General features: G+C 50.7%; 16 protein-coding genes. 15 read left to right on the top strand and 1 reads right to left on the bottom strand.

The features are described 5' to 3' along the window. Window positions 1-104 precede the first annotated feature (104 nt). From licT to A6301_RS03315, 6 genes are all read left to right on the top strand, one after another. Window positions 105-968 carry a BglG family transcription antiterminator LicT gene (licT, locus tag A6301_RS03340; RefSeq protein ID WP_234257099.1) on the top strand — a complete coding sequence of 288 codons (864 nt, stop codon included), beginning with the start codon at window positions 105-107 and terminating at the stop codon, window positions 966-968. Between the two features lie 567 nt (window positions 969-1,535). Then, window positions 1,536-3,437 (top strand): PTS beta-glucoside transporter subunit IIABC, encoded by a 1,902-nt coding sequence (gene bglF, locus A6301_RS03335; protein WP_234257098.1) that lies wholly within the window; start codon window positions 1,536-1,538, stop codon window positions 3,435-3,437. 35 nt (window positions 3,438-3,472) lie between these two features. Continuing rightward, window positions 3,473-4,867, top strand: coding sequence for a glycoside hydrolase family 1 protein (locus A6301_RS03330; protein ID WP_215484148.1), 1,395 nt, complete (start codon window positions 3,473-3,475; stop codon window positions 4,865-4,867). Window positions 4,868-5,256: 389 nt separating this feature from the next. Then, window positions 5,257-6,897, top strand: coding sequence for a carbohydrate porin (locus A6301_RS03325; protein ID WP_234257097.1), 1,641 nt, complete (start codon window positions 5,257-5,259; stop codon window positions 6,895-6,897). A gap of 86 nt (window positions 6,898-6,983) precedes the next feature. Beyond that, window positions 6,984-8,174 carry an esterase family protein gene (locus A6301_RS03320; protein WP_304622711.1) on the top strand — a complete coding sequence of 397 codons (1,191 nt, stop codon included), beginning with the start codon at window positions 6,984-6,986 and terminating at the stop codon, window positions 8,172-8,174. A 106-nt stretch (window positions 8,175-8,280) separates the two neighbouring features. Then, the gene (locus tag A6301_RS03315; protein ID WP_234257096.1) at window positions 8,281-9,294 is read left to right on the top strand and encodes a nucleoside hydrolase; all 1,014 of its coding nucleotides are present in this window, start codon (window positions 8,281-8,283) and stop codon (window positions 9,292-9,294) included. 144 nt (window positions 9,295-9,438) lie between these two features. Here A6301_RS03315 and A6301_RS03310 read toward each other — a convergent pair whose 3' ends face one another. After that, on the bottom strand, window positions 9,439-9,735 hold the full coding sequence (locus tag A6301_RS03310; RefSeq protein WP_234257095.1) for a hypothetical protein: 297 nt from the start codon (window positions 9,733-9,735) through the stop codon (window positions 9,439-9,441). A gap of 486 nt (window positions 9,736-10,221) precedes the next feature. Here A6301_RS03310 and nrfA point away from each other — a divergent pair, with 486 nt between their 5' ends. From nrfA to ccmB, 9 genes are all read left to right on the top strand, one after another. Continuing rightward, window positions 10,222-11,655: an ammonia-forming nitrite reductase cytochrome c552 subunit gene (nrfA, locus tag A6301_RS03305; RefSeq protein WP_304622710.1), complete on the top strand. Its 1,434-nt coding sequence runs from the start codon at window positions 10,222-10,224 to the stop codon at window positions 11,653-11,655. A 46-nt stretch (window positions 11,656-11,701) separates the two neighbouring features. Next, entirely contained in the window at window positions 11,702-12,271 is a 570-nt protein-coding gene (gene nrfB, locus A6301_RS03300; RefSeq protein ID WP_107167640.1) for a cytochrome c nitrite reductase pentaheme subunit, read from the top strand. Further along, complete coding sequence (gene nrfC, locus A6301_RS03295; RefSeq protein ID WP_107167639.1) at window positions 12,268-12,939, top strand: cytochrome c nitrite reductase Fe-S protein; 672 nt, start codon at window positions 12,268-12,270, stop codon at window positions 12,937-12,939. Before nrfB ends, nrfC begins: the two co-directional genes overlap by 4 nt. Next, window positions 12,936-13,898 carry a cytochrome c nitrite reductase subunit NrfD gene (gene nrfD, locus A6301_RS03290; RefSeq protein ID WP_234257094.1) on the top strand — a complete coding sequence of 321 codons (963 nt, stop codon included), beginning with the start codon at window positions 12,936-12,938 and terminating at the stop codon, window positions 13,896-13,898. Before nrfC ends, nrfD begins: the two co-directional genes overlap by 4 nt. A gap of 21 nt (window positions 13,899-13,919) precedes the next feature. Further along, on the top strand, window positions 13,920-15,794 hold the full coding sequence (locus A6301_RS03285) for a heme lyase CcmF/NrfE family subunit (protein ID WP_234257093.1): 1,875 nt from the start codon (window positions 13,920-13,922) through the stop codon (window positions 15,792-15,794). Beyond that, window positions 15,787-16,188: a heme lyase NrfEFG subunit NrfF gene (nrfF, locus tag A6301_RS03280; protein ID WP_234257092.1), complete on the top strand. Its 402-nt coding sequence runs from the start codon at window positions 15,787-15,789 to the stop codon at window positions 16,186-16,188. Before A6301_RS03285 ends, nrfF begins: the two co-directional genes overlap by 8 nt. After that, window positions 16,185-17,012: a heme lyase NrfEFG subunit NrfG gene (nrfG, locus tag A6301_RS03275; protein ID WP_234257091.1), complete on the top strand. Its 828-nt coding sequence runs from the start codon at window positions 16,185-16,187 to the stop codon at window positions 17,010-17,012. Before nrfF ends, nrfG begins: the two co-directional genes overlap by 4 nt. A 322-nt stretch (window positions 17,013-17,334) precedes the next feature. After that, window positions 17,335-17,955 (top strand): cytochrome c biogenesis heme-transporting ATPase CcmA, encoded by a 621-nt coding sequence (gene ccmA / locus A6301_RS03270; RefSeq protein ID WP_205542744.1) that lies wholly within the window; start codon window positions 17,335-17,337, stop codon window positions 17,953-17,955. Then, window positions 17,955-18,611, top strand: coding sequence for a heme exporter protein CcmB (gene ccmB / locus A6301_RS03265; RefSeq protein WP_080641343.1), 657 nt, complete (start codon window positions 17,955-17,957; stop codon window positions 18,609-18,611). The genes ccmA and ccmB overlap by 1 nt, the downstream gene beginning before the upstream one ends. Window position 18,612: the final 1 nt, after the last annotated feature.

The raw sequence follows: 18,612 nt of genomic DNA, 5'->3' as shown, positions 1-18,612 counted from the left end.
TGGTAGTTTACCAGCCATTGCGGATTGTTACTGCGTAAGCAGGCAAAACCAGATGCTCGTTCTTGCTACGGGTGTCTGGTTTTTTTGTTTCCAGGGTTTGAAAAATGAAGATTGCCAAAATACTCAACAATAATGTCGTCACCGTAATCGACGAAAACAATAATGAGTCGGTTGTGATGGGACGCGGGCTGGGCTTCAAAAAGCACTCTGGCGATCTGCTGGATGAAACGCTGATTGAACGCGTGTTTGTGATGAAGTCAGGAGAACTGACCTCACGCCTACAGGAGCTGCTGTCAGAGATTCCGATGGATGTCATCACAACGGCAGACAAGATCATTCTGCTGGCAAAAGCGCGGTTGCCCGGAAAACTGCAAAACAGCGTCTATATCTCGTTAACGGATCACTGCCATTTTGCGATAGAGCGCCACAAGCAAGGCGTGGATATCCGCAATGTGCTGTTATGGGAAATCAAGCGCCTGTATCCAAAGGAATTTGATATTGGGTTGGAAGCGCTGGATATTATTGAGCAGCGTTTGTCCGTACGGTTACCGGAAGATGAGGCGGGGTTTATTGCTCTGCATTTGGTGAACGCGCAACTTGACAGCGAAATGCCAGAAGTCTTGCAAATTACCAAAATCATGCAGGAAATACTAAATATCGTAAAATATCAGCTTAACCTGGATTATAACGAACAAGCGTTAAGCTATCATCGTTTTGTTACGCATTTAAAGTTTTTCGCGCAACGATTAATAGGGAAAAGCACCGTATTTAGTGATGATGAATCACTGCATGATGTCGTGAAAGAAAGATATCAATTGTCTTATCGCTGTGCGGAAAAAATACAAGCACATATTGTGCAAAAATACGTTTACACGTTAACGAAAGAAGAATTAATGTTCTTAACGATTCATATTGAACGCGTGCGTACGGAAGGTCAGGAGAAAATAGAACCAGGCGATGGAGAATAATTTCTGCTAATTTGCTTTTCGTCACAAAATAGCAGTGTAGCAAGATAAATACCTTGCTTACGATGAAAGTGAAAGAATAGAGTATGTGGAAAGTAAGTTATCAAATGAAGTAAAGTTTTATTGTCAGGGCATGAGTTGTGCTGGCATAGACCCTAAATAATTCAAGTAGCGTAGCCAACGCACAGGCAACTTGAAGTATGACGGGCATACAAGCAGGATTGTTACTGTCAGGCTAGTCTAGGCGGGCAGGCAAAACCTAAATCGTTTTCTCAATGTTTATTGGGAAAAGCGATTTAGGTTTTTTTTTGTCTCAAACAGAGCTGGCAATCTTAAATTATTGATATTTAAGTCTGTTTATATCCTAAGTAATTCGAGTTACAGGACAAAACGTTAACGTTTTGAACAACGCGAAGCGTTAGCCCTTTAGGGCGATGCTCAGTGATGAGCATCGTAACGCGGCAAGAAAGTGAATCCGATGAGCTTACTCGGGTAAGTGATTCGGGTGAGCGAACGCAGCCAACGCACATGTAGCTTGAAGTATGACGGATATAGCATTAAGGATAGACGATGGAATACAAAGCATTAGCAAGTGAGATACTCGATGGTGTCGGTGGACGTAGCAACGTCATTAGCGTGATGCACTGTGCAACCAGACTGCGTTTTAAACTAAAAGACAGTAAAAAGGCGGATGCCGCTGCGCTGAAGAATAATTCAGGCGTGATCATGGTGGTTGAAAGTGGCGGACAATTTCAGGTCGTCGTAGGAAATCATGTCAGTGATGTATATCGCAGTTTACTGAATGTTTCTGGATTGACCGACCACAGTGATTCCGAAAATAACGGGGGAGATGATGAGAAAAAAGGAAATGTTTTCTCTCGCTTCATTGATATTATTTCTGGAATATTTACGCCATTAATTGGTGTGATGGCGGCTTCCGGTATTTTAAAAGGTTTTCTGGCGCTCAGTCTGGCCTGTGGCTGGATGGTCGACACCAGCGGAACATATAAAGTGTTATTCGCCGCGAGCGACGCACTCTTCTTTTTCTTCCCTATTGTTTTAGGTTATACCGCAGGGAAAAAATTTGGCGGAAATCCATTTGTTACCATGGTGATTGGTGCAACGCTGGTTCATCCATCAATGATTGCTGAATTTAGTGCGATGCAGAACGCCGGTTATCAACAGCTTTATTTCCTCGGCATTCCGATTACCTTCATTAATTATGCCTCTTCGGTCATTCCGATTATTTTCTCGGCCTGGCTAGCTTCACGTCTGGAAAGACCGCTGAATGCCATCTTGCATATTAATATCCGTAATTTCTTCACGCCGCTGTTCTGCCTCTGTATCACCGTTCCGGTCACGTTCCTGCTGATTGGCCCGGCTGCAACCTGGCTTGGACACATGCTGGCTAGCGGTTATCAACTGATTTATGGGTTGAACTCCATGATTGCGGGCGCATTGATGGGGGCGTTGTGGCAGGTGTTTGTTATTTTTGGTCTTCACTGGGGGTTAACGCCGCTGATGATCAACAATCTCAGCGTGTTGGGACATGACACCATGATGCCTCTGCTGGTTCCGGCGGTATTAGGACAGGCGGGTGCGGTACTGGGCGTATTGCTGCGTACTCGCGACATGAAGTTGAAAGGTATTTCCGGTTCAGCTTTCTCAGCGGCAATCTTTGGTATTACGGAACCTGCGGTGTATGGCGTTACGCTGCCTCTGAAACGTCCTTTCATCTTTGGCTGTGTTGGTGGCGCAATGGGCGCCGCCATTCTGGGGTATTTCCATACCACCATTTATTCCTTCGGCTTCCCGAGTATCTTTACCTTTACTCAGGTTATCCCACCGACAGGTGTCGATAACACGGTCTGGGCTGCCATTATTGGTACAGCAATCGCCTTTACCTTCGCGGCGGTGGCTACCTGGGCCTTTGGGATTCCAGCGCAAGAAGATACGACAGCAGTAAACGCGGCTACTGCGGCACCGCAAGCCACGCAGAACCCGAGCGATGCAACGCGTAAACAAGCAATAAACAGCCCGATTGAGGGAACAGTGCTGCCGCTTGAGCAGGTCGGTGATGAAACGTTTGCTAGTGGATTAATGGGAAAAGGTATCGCGATTAAACCGCTGGCCGGGCGTGTGGTTTCTCCTGTCAATGGCACGGTTGCTTCGCTGTTTAAGACCAATCATGCCATTGGCCTCGAATCGGAAGACGGTGCCGAGGTGCTCATCCATGTCGGTATCGATACGGTGAAGTTGGATGGTCAGCATTTCACTGCACACATTAAGACGGGGGATGTTGTGAAGCAGGGCGATCTTCTGGTGGAGTTTGATTATCAGGCGATCGAAAAAGCCGGTTATGACACGACAACGCCCGTCATTATCACCAATAGCGAAGATTACGTTGATGTTCTGCCTACCGCCGGAAACACCGTGCAGGAACAGGGCGCACTATTGACGTTAATCCGCTGAAATTGACCTTTACGACCCAATTGGGAGGAGAAAAAATGAGCCATCAGTTTCCGAAAGAATTCTTATGGGGCGGCGCGATTGCAGCCAATCAGGTTGAAGGTGCGTATTTAACGGACGGCAAAGGGCTATCAACGTCTGATTTACAGCCACAGGGTATTTTTGGCGAGATCGTTACGCGTACCCCGGGCGACAGCGGAATTAAAGATACGGCGATCGATTTTTATCACCGTTATCCCGAAGATATCGCGCTCTTTGCTGAAATGGGCTTCAAATGTCTGAGAACCTCAATCGCCTGGACGCGCATTTTCCCGCAGGGCGATGAAACCCAGCCGAATGAAGCAGGACTGGCATTTTACGATCGCCTGTTTGATGAAATGGCAAAATACGGCATTCAGCCGCTGGTGACGCTGTCGCATTATGAAATGCCGTTCGGCCTGGTGAAGAATTACGGCGGCTGGGGAAATCGTGAAACGATTACGTTCTTCGAGCGCTACGCTCGTACGGTATTCCAGCGCTATAAAGATAAAGTGAAATATTGGCTGACGTTTAACGAAATTAACTGCGCATTACATGCACCATTTACAGGCATTGGTTTACCTACCGAGAGTAGTAAGCAGGATATTTATCAGGCGATTCATCACCAGCTTGTTGCCAGCGCTAAAGCGGTGAAGGCGTGCCATGACATCATCCCTGATGCCAAAATTGGCAATATGATGTTGGGTTCCATGTTCTATCCATTAACCTGCAAGCCTGCGGATGTACTGGAAACGATGCAGCAGAATCGCGACTGGTTGTTCTTTGGTGATGTACAAACCCGAGGATATTACCCGGCGTACATGAAGCGCTTCTTCGCACAGCACGGCATTACGCTGTCGGTAACCGAAGACGATCGCCAGTCTCTGAAGGAAACCATCGATTTCATCTCGTTCAGCTACTACATGACGGGCTGCGTAACCACCGATGAAGAAGTGAACCAGAAAGCCCGTGGCAATATTCTGAATATGGTGCCGAACCCGCATCTGGAAAGCTCGGAATGGGGCTGGCAGATCGACCCAGAAGGGCTGCGCTATATCCTGAACTACCTCTATGACCGCTATCAAAAACCGCTGTTCATTGTGGAAAATGGGTTGGGAGCGAAAGATACACTCGAAAGTGATGGCAGCATTAACGATGACTATCGCATCAAATACCTGAACGATCACCTGTATCAAGTGGGCGAAGCGCTGGAAGATGGCGTTGAGGTGATGGGTTACACCTGCTGGGGGCCTATCGATCTGGTCAGTGCGTCGAAAGCTGAAATGTCAAAACGCTACGGTTTCATTTATGTCGATCGTGATGATGAAGGGAACGGCACATTAGAACGTCGGCGTAAAAAAAGTTTCTATTGGTATAAAGATGTTATTTCCTCTAATGGAGAAACGTTGAAATAAATCGGCGTATCAATATACCCTAAATAATTCGAGTTTCAGGACAAAACGTTAACGTTTTGAACAACGCGAAGCGTTAGCCCTTCAGGGCGAGGCCCACGACGGGCCGAGTATTTGAACGCAGCCAACGCACATGCAACTTGAAATATGACGGGTATAAACTCTTTACGCATTCATTCTCAGAGAGATTATCTCTGGAATGAATGCGGTATCATTTTTTACTCTTTATAAGAAAGAAGATGAGGAGTCAATAATGAGAGGTCGGAATAACCATTAAATTCTAATAGACGATTATTTTTTACAAATAGCTGTTCATAAATAGACGAGCCCTCGGCTGGCGTCGAAAGGGCTTCGTTTTAAATTTAATAATGTACCCTACTCGGATAATAATCATGCGTAAAAAATTCCCTGTAAAGATGATGGTATTACTGATGTCGTCAGTGTTTTTGTCTAATGGTGCTATGGCCGCAAAATTGACCGTAGAAGAAAGGCTAGAGCTATTGGAGAAGGAGCTGGCAGCAAATAAAGCTGAATTGCAGTCAACCAAAAAAGAGTTTCGTGAATATAAGACAAATGCAGAAAATAAAGCACGTCTGGCAGCGAACTCTGTGGCAAAGGATAAACCACTGGTTGTTGCCTCTTCTGGTACATCATCGGTTAATCAGGTTGTTCTTGCGTCTGCCGCTCAACCAGCCGTAAATACGGCTGATGATGCTACGAATGCACCACAAAAACCATTAACGCTAGCTGAAGTGAGTAAGTTCGTTAAAGATGATATTGGCTTTAGCTATACAGGGTATTTCCGTTCTGGATGGGCAACGGCCGATCATGGCGCACCAAAATCGTATGCGATTGGTTCATTAGGGCGTTTTGGTAATGAGCACAGTGGTTGGTTCGATCTCATACTGAGTCAAAAAGTTTATGCAGAAGGGAATAAGCGTGTCGATGCTGTCATCCAATTGGATGGCAACGTGGGTATGCAGTATAACAGCGCCTGGTTTGGCGAAGACGCCGATAATGAAAATAAACTGCAATTCTCCCAGATGTACGTCAATACAAAAGGGTTCTTACCCTTCGCCCCAGAGGCTGATTTTTGGGTAGGTAAAAATACCCTGCCAGTCTATGAAATCCAGATGCTGGACTGGAAAAGCCACCGTTCAGAAGCGGCGGGCGGTGTCGGTATTGAGAACTGGCAGTTGGGTGTGGGTAAACTTGATGTCTCTTTGAACCGTGAAGACGTTAACGCGCGCCGATTCGTATATAATGACCCGAAAAAAGATAAAAATCAGGTCAATACCAATGCGGTTGATGTTCGCTATAAAGGTATTCCGCTGTGGGATGATGCAACACTGTCTCTGATTGGTAAATATGCGCAAGCCAATAAGAGTAATGTACAGAATAATAATGAAATTGATGGTTTATCGTATAAATTGAAAGATGCCTGGACTGCGGGTGTCATTTTACGCCAAGGATTATATAATGGTGGATTTAATGAATTCACCGTGCAAGGCGCGAGTAATTCTATTGCCAGCGGTTTTGCTAATATATCTGATGCTAACCCGACGTATAGCCGTAATGGTGACTACTATGGCAATCATTCAGGCAATGCCTTCCGCGCGATCTCGCAAGGTGAAATGTATTTGCGTGATGATGTCATTATGGCGAATGCGCTGGTTTATTCACAAGGTAATGATATATACAGTTATGACATGGGAGCGCATACCGATTTCAACAGCATCCGTGCGGTATTACGTCCTGCTTATATTTGGGATAAATTCAATCAGACCGGGGTCGAATTGGCGTATTTTAACCAAACCAATAAAGCCAATGGTGTGAATTATCACGAGTCAGGTTATAAAACCACGCTGTACCATGCGCTTAAAGTTGACACGAGTATCTTGAATTCTCGTCCAGAGATTCGGTTCTATGGTTCTTACCTGAAAATTGAAGATAACGATATCAGTCAGGCTACATTTAACGACAGCAAGAGCGATCAATTCTCCTTGGGTATTCAGGCGGAAGTCTGGTGGTAATACCTGTCATCACGTCGGCACCGCTGAGGCGGTGCTGTCACATTTAGCAAAAACAGACTCGATTACGTGATAGTCGGGATGGGATTATGCGAATGAACATGAAGAAAATATCTTTATCATTATTGACCCTGAGTATGCTGGCTGGCGTTTCTATCAATGCGTCTGCGCTACCGGCCGATTTCCCTGTTATGCCAGCGGCAACCGTTCCTGTAAGCCAGTATGTCACCGCAGTTAATGCCGATAGCAGTATCTCTTTCCGCCTGTTTGCACCCACGGCGAAGCAGGTCAGTGTTTTTACCGGTTCGACGCCCGATAGCATCGTGTCCCACGCGATGACGAAAGACGAATCCGGTGTGTGGTCGTTCAAAACGCCGGTGCTGGCACCGAACCTGTATGAATATTTCTTCAGCGTCGATGGTTTTCGTACCATCGATACCGGCACGGCGTTTACCAAGCCACAGCGTCAGGTGAATACCAGCCTGATTCTGGTGCCAGGGAGCATTCTGGATGTGCGCCAGGTACCGCACGGTGAACTGAGAACGCTAACCTATCACTCCAACGCATTGAAATCAGAGCGTCAGATGTATGTCTGGACGCCGCCGGGCTATAGCGAATCGTCAAAACCGTTACCCGTGCTCTATTTCTATCATGGCTTTGGCGACACGGGCGCGTCTGCTGTGGTGCAGGGGCGGATACCGCAGATGATGGATAACCTGCTGGCGGAGAAAAAAATTGAGCCGATGCTGGTTGTCATTCCTGATACGGAAACCGACGTTCCCGGGATTATCCCAGAAGAATATCCACCGCAGGAGCGGCGCAAGGTGTTCTATCCGCGTAACGCGTTAGCAGCGGACAGGGAACTGATTCATGACATTATCCCTGAGATCGGCAAACGCTTTAACGTTCGTCAGGATGCCAATGGCAGGGCGCTGGCTGGGTTGTCTCAGGGCGGCTATCAGGCACTGGTATCGGGTATGAGCCATCTGGATCATTTCGGTTGGCTGGCGACGTTCAGCGGCGTTACTACCGAAACGGTGCCAAACTCGGCCGTTGCTGCACAGCTTGGTCGACCTGAGCAGATTAATCGGCAACTGAAGAACTTCACGGTGGTGATTGGCGAAACTGACAACATCACGGGTAAGGACATCGCGGGTTTGAAAGCGGTACTGGAGCAGAAAAACATCCAGTTTGATTATCGCCATTATCCGAATCTCGGTCATGAAATGGATGTCTGGCGGCCGGCCTACAGCGAATTTGTCCAGAAGCTTTTTAAATAGTGTCTGCATGCTGCGGGTTGAAGGTTCGTAGGCCCGCTTTCTCTGATGGCAGCTTGAGTCATCGGGCTGCCATATCAACGACTGCCCATCATAGTTAAGGATAATCATGTCTATTCACAGATATTTTTCCCGATGTGCCATGCTGATCGTGGCATTGCCCTTCCTCAGCGCGCTCACTGCGCAGGCGCAAACGTCACCTTTCGATGTTGCCGATCATAAACAGATTCGTGTCATTATTAGCGCCGATGCGAAAAACGAAGCTGACGATGATTTTGCCGTTGCGCATGCGGTACTGACACCAACGATGCAGGTGAAAGGGTTGATTGCCGCCCATTATTCGCGTACCGAACCGTTGATGAAACGCGATGGCGAAAACAGCATGATGGAAAGCTATCATGAGCTCCAGCGTCTAATGAATGTAATGGGAAAGACGGACATTCCCGTTTATCGCGGTGCGACGCAGGCGCTGAAGGCTGACGGTGGCGTGCCTGTGTTGAGTGAAGGCGCGCAAATGCTGATCAAAGAGGCGTTAAAAGACGATTCTCACCCCCTGTTTGTGTTAGTTATGGGGCCGATTACGGATATTGCTGCTGCGTTGCAGGCTGAACCGAAGATCGCCAACAAAATGACGGTGGTGTGGATTGGCGGCATGCCTTACCCGAAAGGCGGCTGGGAATACAATATGTTCAACGATCCGGTTGCGGCGAACACCGTATTCAAGTCCCAGGTGCCATTGTGGCAAGTCCCACATAATGTCTATATGTCCGTACGCGTTTCGCTGTCTGAACTTGCCGTGCGCGTTAAGCCGCAGGGGAAAGTCGGAGAGTATCTGTGGCAACAGCTAATTGAGTTTAATCGTGCAATTTCTGAAACCATCAAAGAGGTTCCCTGGCCGAAAAGCGAAGTCTGGGTATTGGGTGATAACCCCTCGGTTTCTCTGCTGTTGGACGATCACGAATACCATTACACGCTGGTCAACGCCCCACAGTTAAACGACGATCTGACCTATGCGCCTCAGGAAAATGCGCGCCAGATTCGGGTGTATAACGCTGTTGATGCCCGCTTCACGCTGGAAGATTTCTACGCCAAGCTGGCGTTGGCCTATGGAAATAAAAAATAGGATCGCGACGGAGTAGTGCGGAGAGCAAACCGATCGGCCACTCCACGGGGTGGCTTGCTACGGCGAATACGTTTCCTGTGATGACCTCAGGATGAGTAAAGTGACAGGCATCAATATGGTGCCTATTGCTGAGTCCATCTGGCGTTATTGCTGTTTAGTGGTCGGGCGGGTGACGTCCCTATAACGCTTAATACCCAATGCCACCGCTAGCAAGGTTAGGATGATAAAAAATACGGTGGGGCAAAGGAACGTACTGGCTGATTCATGGTAGACGACATTATCTTCCTCATCAAAATACCGACCCAATTCATTGAATTGATTGCGATATGGCCAGTAAAGCATAAAGTAAAGCGCACCGAACAGGCTGGCCATCATGGCTGAAAAAATGGCTGCGATGGCAAGCAAAATTTGTGAAAAACGCGGCATTCCCTTTTTGCGCACAACAGACTCCTTAATGCGCCCAATTGGGCTACAGTCGTACAGTAAAAACGCGTAATCTATCAATCGATTAAATTGGTCTTCCCCCCTTCCTTTACCGTGGGAGAGGAAAACAATGCCTTCCTCTGAGGCGATTGACAAGTCCTTAGCTCTGCATTTCAAACCATGTGCTGAAAGTTTGTTCTTTTGATGGTATCCCGATGAAAAATAGTCAATTAACTCTTTAGTGTGATCTGACGTGCTCCGATGTTGGGATCTTGTTAAGGCACTAAAGAGTCATGATCTAACCATTAGTGGGAAAATGGGACAGCCTTCATACATTCTTCGATACGAATCATTACTTTTCTTTACCTTTGATCAAAAACAATATTTTGAATGCATCTTTTTGCTATTTATAGCACCGAGCAATGTCACGACAGTTGGTGTGGTTTCTGTCGAATGGATAACGAAAATGACCGCCAGTAGGCGGCTTAATGTGGACACAAACGCATGGTCAGGATAAGCATGTCAGTCTCCTATCTGTGGGGCATGGTAGCCAGTCTCTTTTTACTGATGCCAGCCTACTCCGCTGATGTTCCGGCGCCTTCTTCTCCCGCCCCAATAGAAGCAAAAAATTCAACCTTCATCAATCAACACCCCGATCAGTTCAACTCGTGGAAAGCGACCAGCGAACAGTCTGAACGTCATGACGCGCTGGCAGAAGATCCGTATATGGTCATTCTTTGGGCCGGTTACCCCTTTTCCAGAGACTATAACAAGCCGCGCGGCCACGCTTACGCAATAACGGACGTGCGTGAAACGCTGCGCACCGGTGCCCCGAAGACGGCAGAAGATGGCCCGCTGCCAATGGCGTGCTGGAGCTGTAAAAGCCCGGACGTCGCCCGATTGATCCAACAGGAGGGCGAGGAAGGCTACTTCAAAGGCAAGTGGGCGCGAGGTGGACCGGAGATTACTAACGATCTCGGCTGTGCAGATTGCCATGATACCGCATCACCGGATTTTGCTCAGGGCAAGCCCGCGTTGACGCTGTCCCGTCCCTACGCGGAACGTGCAATGGAGGCGATTGGCAAGCCGTTTGATCAAGCCAGTCGGTTCGGACAGCAGTCCATGGTCTGTGGACAATGCCACGTTGAGTATTATTTTTCCGGCAAAGATAAAGCGGTGAAATTCCCGTGGGATAACGGTACGAAAGTCGAAGATATGGAGAAATACTATGATGCTATTTCTTTCTCCGACTGGACCAACACCCTTTCCCGCGCACCGATGCTGAAAGCTCAACATCCAGAGTATGAAACCTGGAGCATTGGTATCCACGGTAAAAACAACGTGACCTGTATCGACTGCCATATGCCGAAAGTGAAAAACGCAGATGGCAAGCTGTACACCGATCACAAAATAGGTAACCCCTTCGATAACTACGGCGAAACCTGTACCAATTGCCACACGCAGGATAAAGCGGCGATGCAGGCGGTGGTTGCTGAACGCAAAACAGCGATTCAGGAATTAAAACTGAAAGCAGAAGAGCAACTGGTTCATGCGCATTTTGAGGCTAAAGCAGCCTGGGATGCTGGTGCAACCGAAGCAGACATGCAGCCGATTCTTATGGATATCCGCCATGCGCAGTGGCGTTGGGATCTGGCGGTCGCGTCTCACGGTATTCACATGCATGCGCCGGATGAAGGCTTACGGATGCTCGGCACTTCGCTGAGTAAATCCGCCGAAGCGAGAACCAAGCTGGTGCGTTTGCTGGCACAGAAAGGGGTGACTGGCGAAGTCAAACTGCCGGATATCTCGACAAAAGAGAAAGCGCAGCAGGCGATTGGGCTCAACATGCAGCAAATAAAAGCCGAGAAACAGGATTTCCTGAATACGGTGGTGCCGCAGTGGGATGAGCAAGCGCGTAAAGCTGGACGACTGAACTAATAACCCCATCGCCCGTGGACGCGGGCGATCATAGAGTGGAGTGGATATGAGCGTATTACGTTCGTTATTGACTGCCGGGGTGCTGGTATCAGGCATGCTTTGGGCCTTGCCAGGGCTGACGCAGCCCGCACCTCAGGCGGAAAAAGGAGAGCGGTGGGAAGTAATACCACAGCGCAATCCCGATGAGGCTTGTCTACAGTGCCATAAACCGGACGAGGATGGCATGAAAGGCAAACATGCCTCCGCAGTCAATCCGCATAATCAAAAGCAGGTGACCTGTACGAACTGTCATGGCAAGCCGTCGCTGCTGCACCGCGAAGGCGTTAAAGATGTCATGCGCTTTAACTTCCCGATGTATAAGGTGGAAGAGCAAAACAGCGTCTGTATGTCATGCCATACGCCGGAGCAGTTGCAGAAATCGTTTTGGCCACATGATGTACATGTGGCCAAAGTGGCCTGTGCCAGCTGTCATCAACTGCATCCTACGCAGGACAGTATGCAGACGCTGAACGATAAAAGCCGCATCAAGCTGTGTGTGGATTGCCATAGCGATCAGCGCAATAACCCCGATTTCAACCCAGCCTCAGTGCATCTGGGTAATAAGAGGCAGCCATGAGTTGCTCTCGTCGTCAATTTATTGCCCGTATGGGCGGGCTGATCGCCATCACCAGCACGGCGGGGCAGGTTGTCGCACAGACGCTGAATATCAACGGCGTCCGCTACGGCATGATCCACGATGAATCGCTCTGTATCGGCTGTACGGCGTGCATGGATGCCTGTCGTGACGTCAATCAGGTGCCGGAAGGCGTATCGCGCCTGACGATCATTCGCAGCGAACCGATTGGGACCTTCCCTGACGTGAAATACCGTTTTTTCCGTCACTCCTGTCAGCACTGCGATCATGCGCCCTGTGTTGACGTGTGTCCTACCGGGGCGTCATATCGCGATGCGGCAAGCGGCATTGTCGATGTCAATCCCGATCTGTGCGTAGGCTGCCAATACTGTATTGCTGCCTGCCCTTATCAGGTGCGCTTTATTCATCCGCAGACGAAAACGGCGGACAAGTGTGATTTTTGCCGCAAGACCAACCTGAAAGCAGGAAAACTACCCGCCTGTGTGTTGTCTTGTCCCACTCAGGCGCTGACATTCGGTAACCTTGACGATCCTGACAGCGAGATTTCCCGCCTGCTTCGTCAACAGCCGACGTATCGTTACAAAATTGCGCTCGGCACCCGGCCTAAGGTCTATCGCGTACCGTTTAAATACGGGGAGGTTCATCAATGACGCCCGTGTCTTCAAGCGCATTCCATTTTGATTCGTTAGTCTGGGACTGGCCGATTGCGATTTACCTGTTTTTGGTAGGCATCTCTGCGGGGCTGGTCACGCTGTCGGCCTTGCTGCGACGCTACCATCCCGAGCAGGCAACCGCAGACAGTACGCTAATGCGCACCACGTTGGTTCTCGCGCCGTGCACCATTATCCTGGGATTGCTGATTCTGGTCTTCCACCTGACGCGGCCCTGGACGTTCTGGAAGCTGATGTTCCATTACAGCTTTACCTCGGTGATGTCTGTTGGGGTCATGCTGTTTCAGGTTTACATGGCGGCGCTGGCGGTCTGGTTAGTCAACATTTTTAGCGAGCAGGCTATCGTACTGCAACAGCGCTGGCTGCCGAAGCTGAGTATTCTACCCAAGGTGCTTGGTTGGCTGGCACCGATGCAAAAATCGCTGGATATCGTGATGTTGCTGCTGGCGGTGATGTTAGGGGCTTACACCGGGTTTTTACTCTCCGCGCTGAAGACCTGTCCGCTGCTGAATAACCCGATTCTCCCCGCGTTATTCCTGTTTTCGGGGATATCCTCCGGCGCGGCAGTGGCGCTGATCGCCATGGCCTGCCGTTATCGTCGCAATCCGCATAGCGAAGAGGCGCACTTTATCCATCGCGTCGAAACGCCTGTTGTGTGGTTGGAGATCTTCTTGCTGTTCGCGTTCTTTATTGGCCTCGCGTTAGGGGACGATGGGAAGCAGCGAGCGCTGGCGGCGGCGTTGGGCGGTGGATTTTGGGCCGTGTGGTTCTGGCTGGGTGTTGTAGGGGTTGGATTAGTCATTCCCTTGCTGCTCAAGTCATGGGCTAACCGCTTGCATTCACCTTATGGCGTGCTGGCGGTTTGTGGCATGAGTCTGGTGGGGGTCTTGCTGCTGCGTTTCTTTATCCTCTATGCGGGGCAGTTAACCGTTGTCTAATTCCCCGCAAGAGGCCCGTTGATGTTGTTATTGCCAGAATTCGGGTATGTGGCGCTGTCGCTGGCGGGGTGTGTTGGCGTGGCGACAGCGTTGCTGACTTTTTCAGGCTACTCCTTGCGCTGGTCGGGTACTTACCGACTGGCGCGGTGTTGGACGCTGGTGCTATTTGGTCTTGTGCTGTTCGCGTTCGGCGCGCTGACGCTGAGCGTGGTGCTGGATGATTTCTCCGTTAATTATGTCGCACAGCATAGCCACTGTGATTTACCCCTTGGGCTAAAAATAGCCGCGGTTTGGGGCGGGCATGAAGGGTCGCTGCTGCTGTGGCTGTTGTGTTTGTCCGGCTGGAGCGCGGCGTTTGCCTGCCGCTATCGCAAAGCGACGAGTGCACTGTTTCCGCTGACGCTGGCGATGCTGGCCGTGATAGCGACCGCGCTGCTGGTGTTCATTGTGTTTTTTTCCGATCCTTTTGTGCGTCTCTTCCCGCCAGCGGTGGCGGGAAGAGATCTCAACCCGATGTTGCAACATATTGGCCTTATTCTCCATCCGCCGTTGCTCTATCTGGGCTATGGCGGGTTAACCGTGAGTGCGGCACTGGCATTAGCCTCCCTGATTCACGGCGAGTTTACGGCTCCGACCGCCTGGATTTGCTGGCGCTGGACGCTGCCTGCCTGGAGCCTGTTAACGCTGGGCATCATCCTGGGATCGTGGTGGGCCTATAACGAACTGGGCTGGGGGGGATGGTGGTTCTGGGACCCGGTAGAAAATGCCTCATTGCTCCCGTGGTTAACGGCGAGCGCACTACTCCACAGTCTGTCTGTCACACGCATGCGCGGTATCTTCCGCCATTGGTCGCTGATATTGGCGCTGTTGACCTTCATTTTATGCCTGCTGGGTACGCTGATCGTGCGCTCTGGGATACTGGTTTCGGTTCACGCTTTCGCCCTCGAACATGACCGCGCAGTGCCTTTATTTATCCTGTTTTCTTGTTTAAGCATGGCAGCGCTAGCCGTTTATGGCTGGCGCGCCCAGTTTGTTCATTCTGCTGCCCGTTTCTCTGGCTGGTCGCGGGAAATGGCGATACTGTTGGTGCTGCTGTTATTCAGCGCTGTCGCACTGGTGGTACTGCTCGGCACGCTTTACCCGATGATCTATGGGCTGTCGGGCTGGGGGAAAATCTCCGTCGGCGCGCCTTACTTTAACCGCGTGCTTTTGCCTTTCGGTGGCCTGATGCTGCTGCTGATTGGGATTGCTGCCGGAGGTTACTGGAAGCGCAATACGCGGTGGCCTTCCCGGCGTTTAGCCATAACGCTGGCAATTGGTGTTGTCACCACTCTGGCCTTATGGCCGTATGGGTACGCTGTTGCACTGGCTACAGGCCTGATCGGCTGGGTGATGGCGGCACAATGGCTACAGCCGCTGTCGGCGATACGCCAGCAGCTTCCTGCGCTACTAGCACATACGGGCGTGGCACTGTTTGCTTTGGGCATCGTGTTTTCTGCGGGCAGCAAGCAGGAAATCAGCGTCAATGTCGGTCAGGGAGAACAGGTCACGTTGGGCGACTATCATTTTCGATTTTTACAGCTGGATTTAGTGGCAGAGCAGAATTACACCGCAGAACAGGCTGTGATTGCGATCTATCGTGGTGATTCGCCAATCGCCCACGTCATGCCGGAACGCCGTTATTACAACGCACGCAAGCAGCAGATGATTGAGCCGGGCATTGCCTGGGGACCGATCAGAGAATGGTATGCCGTGATGGGCGAGAAAACCGGCGAAAACCGCTATGCGATGCGTTTCTATGTGCAGACCGGCGTTCGCTGGGTATGGGGTGGTGGCATGTTAATGGTCGCGGGCGCACTGCTGGGGTGGTTCCGAGGGAGAAGGGTCTATGACTAAACCCCTTGCGCTGCTTCTCATGCTACTGGTTTTTTCTGTGCAGGCTCAGGTGGTTGATACCTGGGTATTTTCGAGTCAGGCGCAGCGTCAGGACGCGCTGGCGATTGCTGGAGAATTACGCTGTCCGCAATGCCAGAACCAAAGTCTGCTGGAATCAAACTCACCTGTAGCAGTCAGCATGCGCCATGAGGTCTTTTCCATGGTGGAGCAGGGCAAGGACAAGTCAGAAATTATCGCGTTTATGAATCAGCGCTATGGCGATTTTGTTCAGTACAACCCACCGATGAAAATACAAACCGGCATACTTTGGTTAACACCGTTGCTCTTGCTGTTAGCGATTGTGGTTATTGCGTGGCGAGTGATACGGCGACAGAATCGAGGGGCACGCCCATGAGCCTGTTAGAAGTATTGATCGCCGCTGTCGCCATTATCCTGATTGCCGGGCTGCTGTGGCCGCTCTTGCCCCAGCACAAGCCGGAGGACGATGGCAAGTTACAACGCTTAGCGAAGCGCATCTGGCATTTTCAGTGTGAACAAGCCAGGAAGCATCTATCCGAGCATGAGGCAAAGATGCTGGGGCGCGAACTGTCTCACGACCTGCCACTAACGTCACTTCCTTCTTTCACGCAGCGTCCGATACCAACCCTTGCCGTTGTGGCTGCGGTCATCGTTATTTTCTTGAGTAGCGCGGTGCTCTACGCGCTAAGCCCGCGCAGTGAGCTCGTTCAAGCGGAGCGCCAGCGGCTTGCCGATCCGTTACACGATTTTAGCGATGTACAACAGCAGGAAAAACAGCTTGCTACCTTGCAGGGTAACATTCGTAAAACGCCGGGCAACAGCGTCCTCTGGGCTGAGTTAGGTGAATATTATCTTTACCGTAACGCCTATGACAATGCGTTGCGCGCTTATCGGCAGGCGATCGTACTGAAGGGTGACAGTGCAGAGCTGTATTCGGCGCTGGCAACGGTGCTGTATTACCAGGCAGGCCAAACCGTCACGCCTACGATGCAGGAAATGATCGATAAAGCGCTGGCGCTGGATGCCAATGAAGTGACGGCGCTAATGCTGCTGGCGTCTGATGCGTTCTTGAAAGCGGACTATGCGCGCGCGATTGCGATTTGGCAGCGCCTGCTGGATACGTACAGCCCACGGGTGAATCGCGTCCAGTTGATCGAAGCAATCAACACGGCAACGTTGCTAAAGAACAGCCAGAAATAGTGCGTGATACGTTTTGCTTTAGTGCCTTTGGGGAGTGCTTGTTGTCCGGCGCGTGCTAAGCGGTTGCATAAAATGACGGTCTTGTGGCGCACGAAACGCTCTCGGCGGCTGCATAAAAATATGCCCAATAGATTTCCGGTGTAGGCGTGTCGGCGTGGTTTTCGATACGACTCGATGATAGGGATAACCGGAATCGCCGACTTTATTGATCTCAATAAAAAAGATTAACTCTTTATGGTTACGCCCCCCGAGAGGGGGAGTAAAGGCGCCATGTTATTCTATACCCAGGGTATATGGCATTAGAAAGTAGGAGTACACCCCGATGTTAGAAGCGCGCGATGTGGTTTGCATACGCGATGAGCATGTGCTGTTCAGCGCGTTGTCGTTTACCGCCAGCCCGGGAGAAATGGTGCAGATTGCCGGTGCCAACGGGGTAGGAAAAACATCGCTATTGCGCATCTTAAGCGGTCTGGCGACGCCTGAGTCGGGAGACGTCTGCTGGCAAGGGCAGCGAATTAACCGCATACGTGAACATTTTAATCAGCAGCTTCTGTGGCTAGGCCATCAGCCGGGCATCAAGAGCGTTTTGACTGGTGAAGAAAATCTGCGCTTTTTCTCTCCGCAGCAGCATCAGGATGCCCATTGGCAGGCACTCGCTGCCGTCGGGCTGGCTGGATATGAAGACGTGCCCGTGGCGCGCCTTTCGGCGGGGCAGCAACGCCGTGTCGCACTGGCTCGTTTGTGGCTCACCGACGTGCCGCTGTGGATTCTGGATGAACCGCTTACCGCGCTTGACGTGGCGGGCGTTGAAATGCTGACGCAGCGTATGGAACACCATATTGCGCGCGGCGGCATCATTATTTTAACCACGCATCAGCCGCTACGCCCGTTCGCTCAACGCATCCGCTGTATTCAGCTCACACCGACTGAGGAAGCACCATAATGCGGCGCCTGATTGCTAGGGAATTACGCGTCGCGTTACGCAATAACGCGGAGATTCTTAACCCGCTGTGGTTTTTCCTTATCGTCATCATCTTATTTCCTCTGGCTATTGGACCTGAGCCGCAACTATTGATGCGTGTGGCACCGGGCGTGGTGTGGGTGGCGGCATTGCTGGCTTCTCTACTGGCGATGGATCGTCTTTTCCGTGATGACTATCAGGATGGTTCGCTGGAACAGCTGACGCTGCTGCCGTTGCCGCTGCCGTTAGTGGTGCTGGCGAAAGTGGTGGTGCATTGGATGGTTAGCGGACTGCCGCTGCTACTGCTTTCGCCGCTGGCGGCGTTGCTGTTTGGGTTGGACAGTCACGGTTGGTGGGTGATGGCGTTAACGCTGTTACTTTGCACGCCAACGCTCAGTTTTCTTGGCGCCATTGGTGCGGGATTAACGGTTGGGCTGCGCCGCAGCGGCGTGCTGTTAAGCCTATTGGTATTGCCGCTGACCATACCGCTGCTGATTTTTGCAACGGCGGCAGTAGAGGCCGCGATGATGCAACTGCCGGTAGGCGGGTATCTGGCGATCCTCGGTGCCTTTCTGGTGGGCAGCGCGACCCTAAGCCCGTTTGCCACGGCGGCCGCGTTGCGGGTGAGTATTCAATAAT

This window comes from Pectobacterium sp. IFB5596 (genome assembly GCF_021432585.1).
In the GTDB taxonomy this organism is placed as follows: domain Bacteria; phylum Pseudomonadota; class Gammaproteobacteria; order Enterobacterales; family Enterobacteriaceae; genus Pectobacterium; species Pectobacterium punjabense.
This window is presented reverse-complemented; position numbering and strand designations above follow the sequence as displayed.

Bases quoted from the DNA above. Each gene is read 5' to 3' on its own strand.
- A6301_RS03330 (WP_215484148.1), top strand. From the start codon at position 3,473: ATGAGCCATCAGTTTCCGAAAGAATTCTTATGGGGCGGCGCGATTGCA.
- ccmA (WP_205542744.1), top strand. From the start codon at position 17,335: ATGTTAGAAGCGCGCGATGTGGTTTGCATACGCGATGAGCATGTGCTG.
- ccmB (WP_080641343.1), top strand. From the start codon at position 17,955: ATGCGGCGCCTGATTGCTAGGGAATTACGCGTCGCGTTACGCAATAAC.
- nrfF (WP_234257092.1), top strand. From the start codon at position 15,787: ATGACTAAACCCCTTGCGCTGCTTCTCATGCTACTGGTTTTTTCTGTG.
- nrfA (WP_304622710.1), top strand. From the start codon at position 10,222: ATGGTCAGGATAAGCATGTCAGTCTCCTATCTGTGGGGCATGGTAGCC.
- nrfD (WP_234257094.1), top strand. From the start codon at position 12,936: ATGACGCCCGTGTCTTCAAGCGCATTCCATTTTGATTCGTTAGTCTGG.
- licT (WP_234257099.1), top strand. From the start codon at position 105: ATGAAGATTGCCAAAATACTCAACAATAATGTCGTCACCGTAATCGAC.
- nrfC (WP_107167639.1), top strand. From the start codon at position 12,268: ATGAGTTGCTCTCGTCGTCAATTTATTGCCCGTATGGGCGGGCTGATC.
- nrfB (WP_107167640.1), top strand. From the start codon at position 11,702: ATGAGCGTATTACGTTCGTTATTGACTGCCGGGGTGCTGGTATCAGGC.
- A6301_RS03325 (WP_234257097.1), top strand. From the start codon at position 5,257: ATGCGTAAAAAATTCCCTGTAAAGATGATGGTATTACTGATGTCGTCA.
- A6301_RS03315 (WP_234257096.1), top strand. From the start codon at position 8,281: ATGTCTATTCACAGATATTTTTCCCGATGTGCCATGCTGATCGTGGCA.
- A6301_RS03285 (WP_234257093.1), top strand. From the start codon at position 13,920: ATGTTGTTATTGCCAGAATTCGGGTATGTGGCGCTGTCGCTGGCGGGG.
- A6301_RS03320 (WP_304622711.1), top strand. From the start codon at position 6,984: ATGCGAATGAACATGAAGAAAATATCTTTATCATTATTGACCCTGAGT.
- nrfG (WP_234257091.1), top strand. From the start codon at position 16,185: ATGAGCCTGTTAGAAGTATTGATCGCCGCTGTCGCCATTATCCTGATT.
- bglF (WP_234257098.1), top strand. From the start codon at position 1,536: ATGGAATACAAAGCATTAGCAAGTGAGATACTCGATGGTGTCGGTGGA.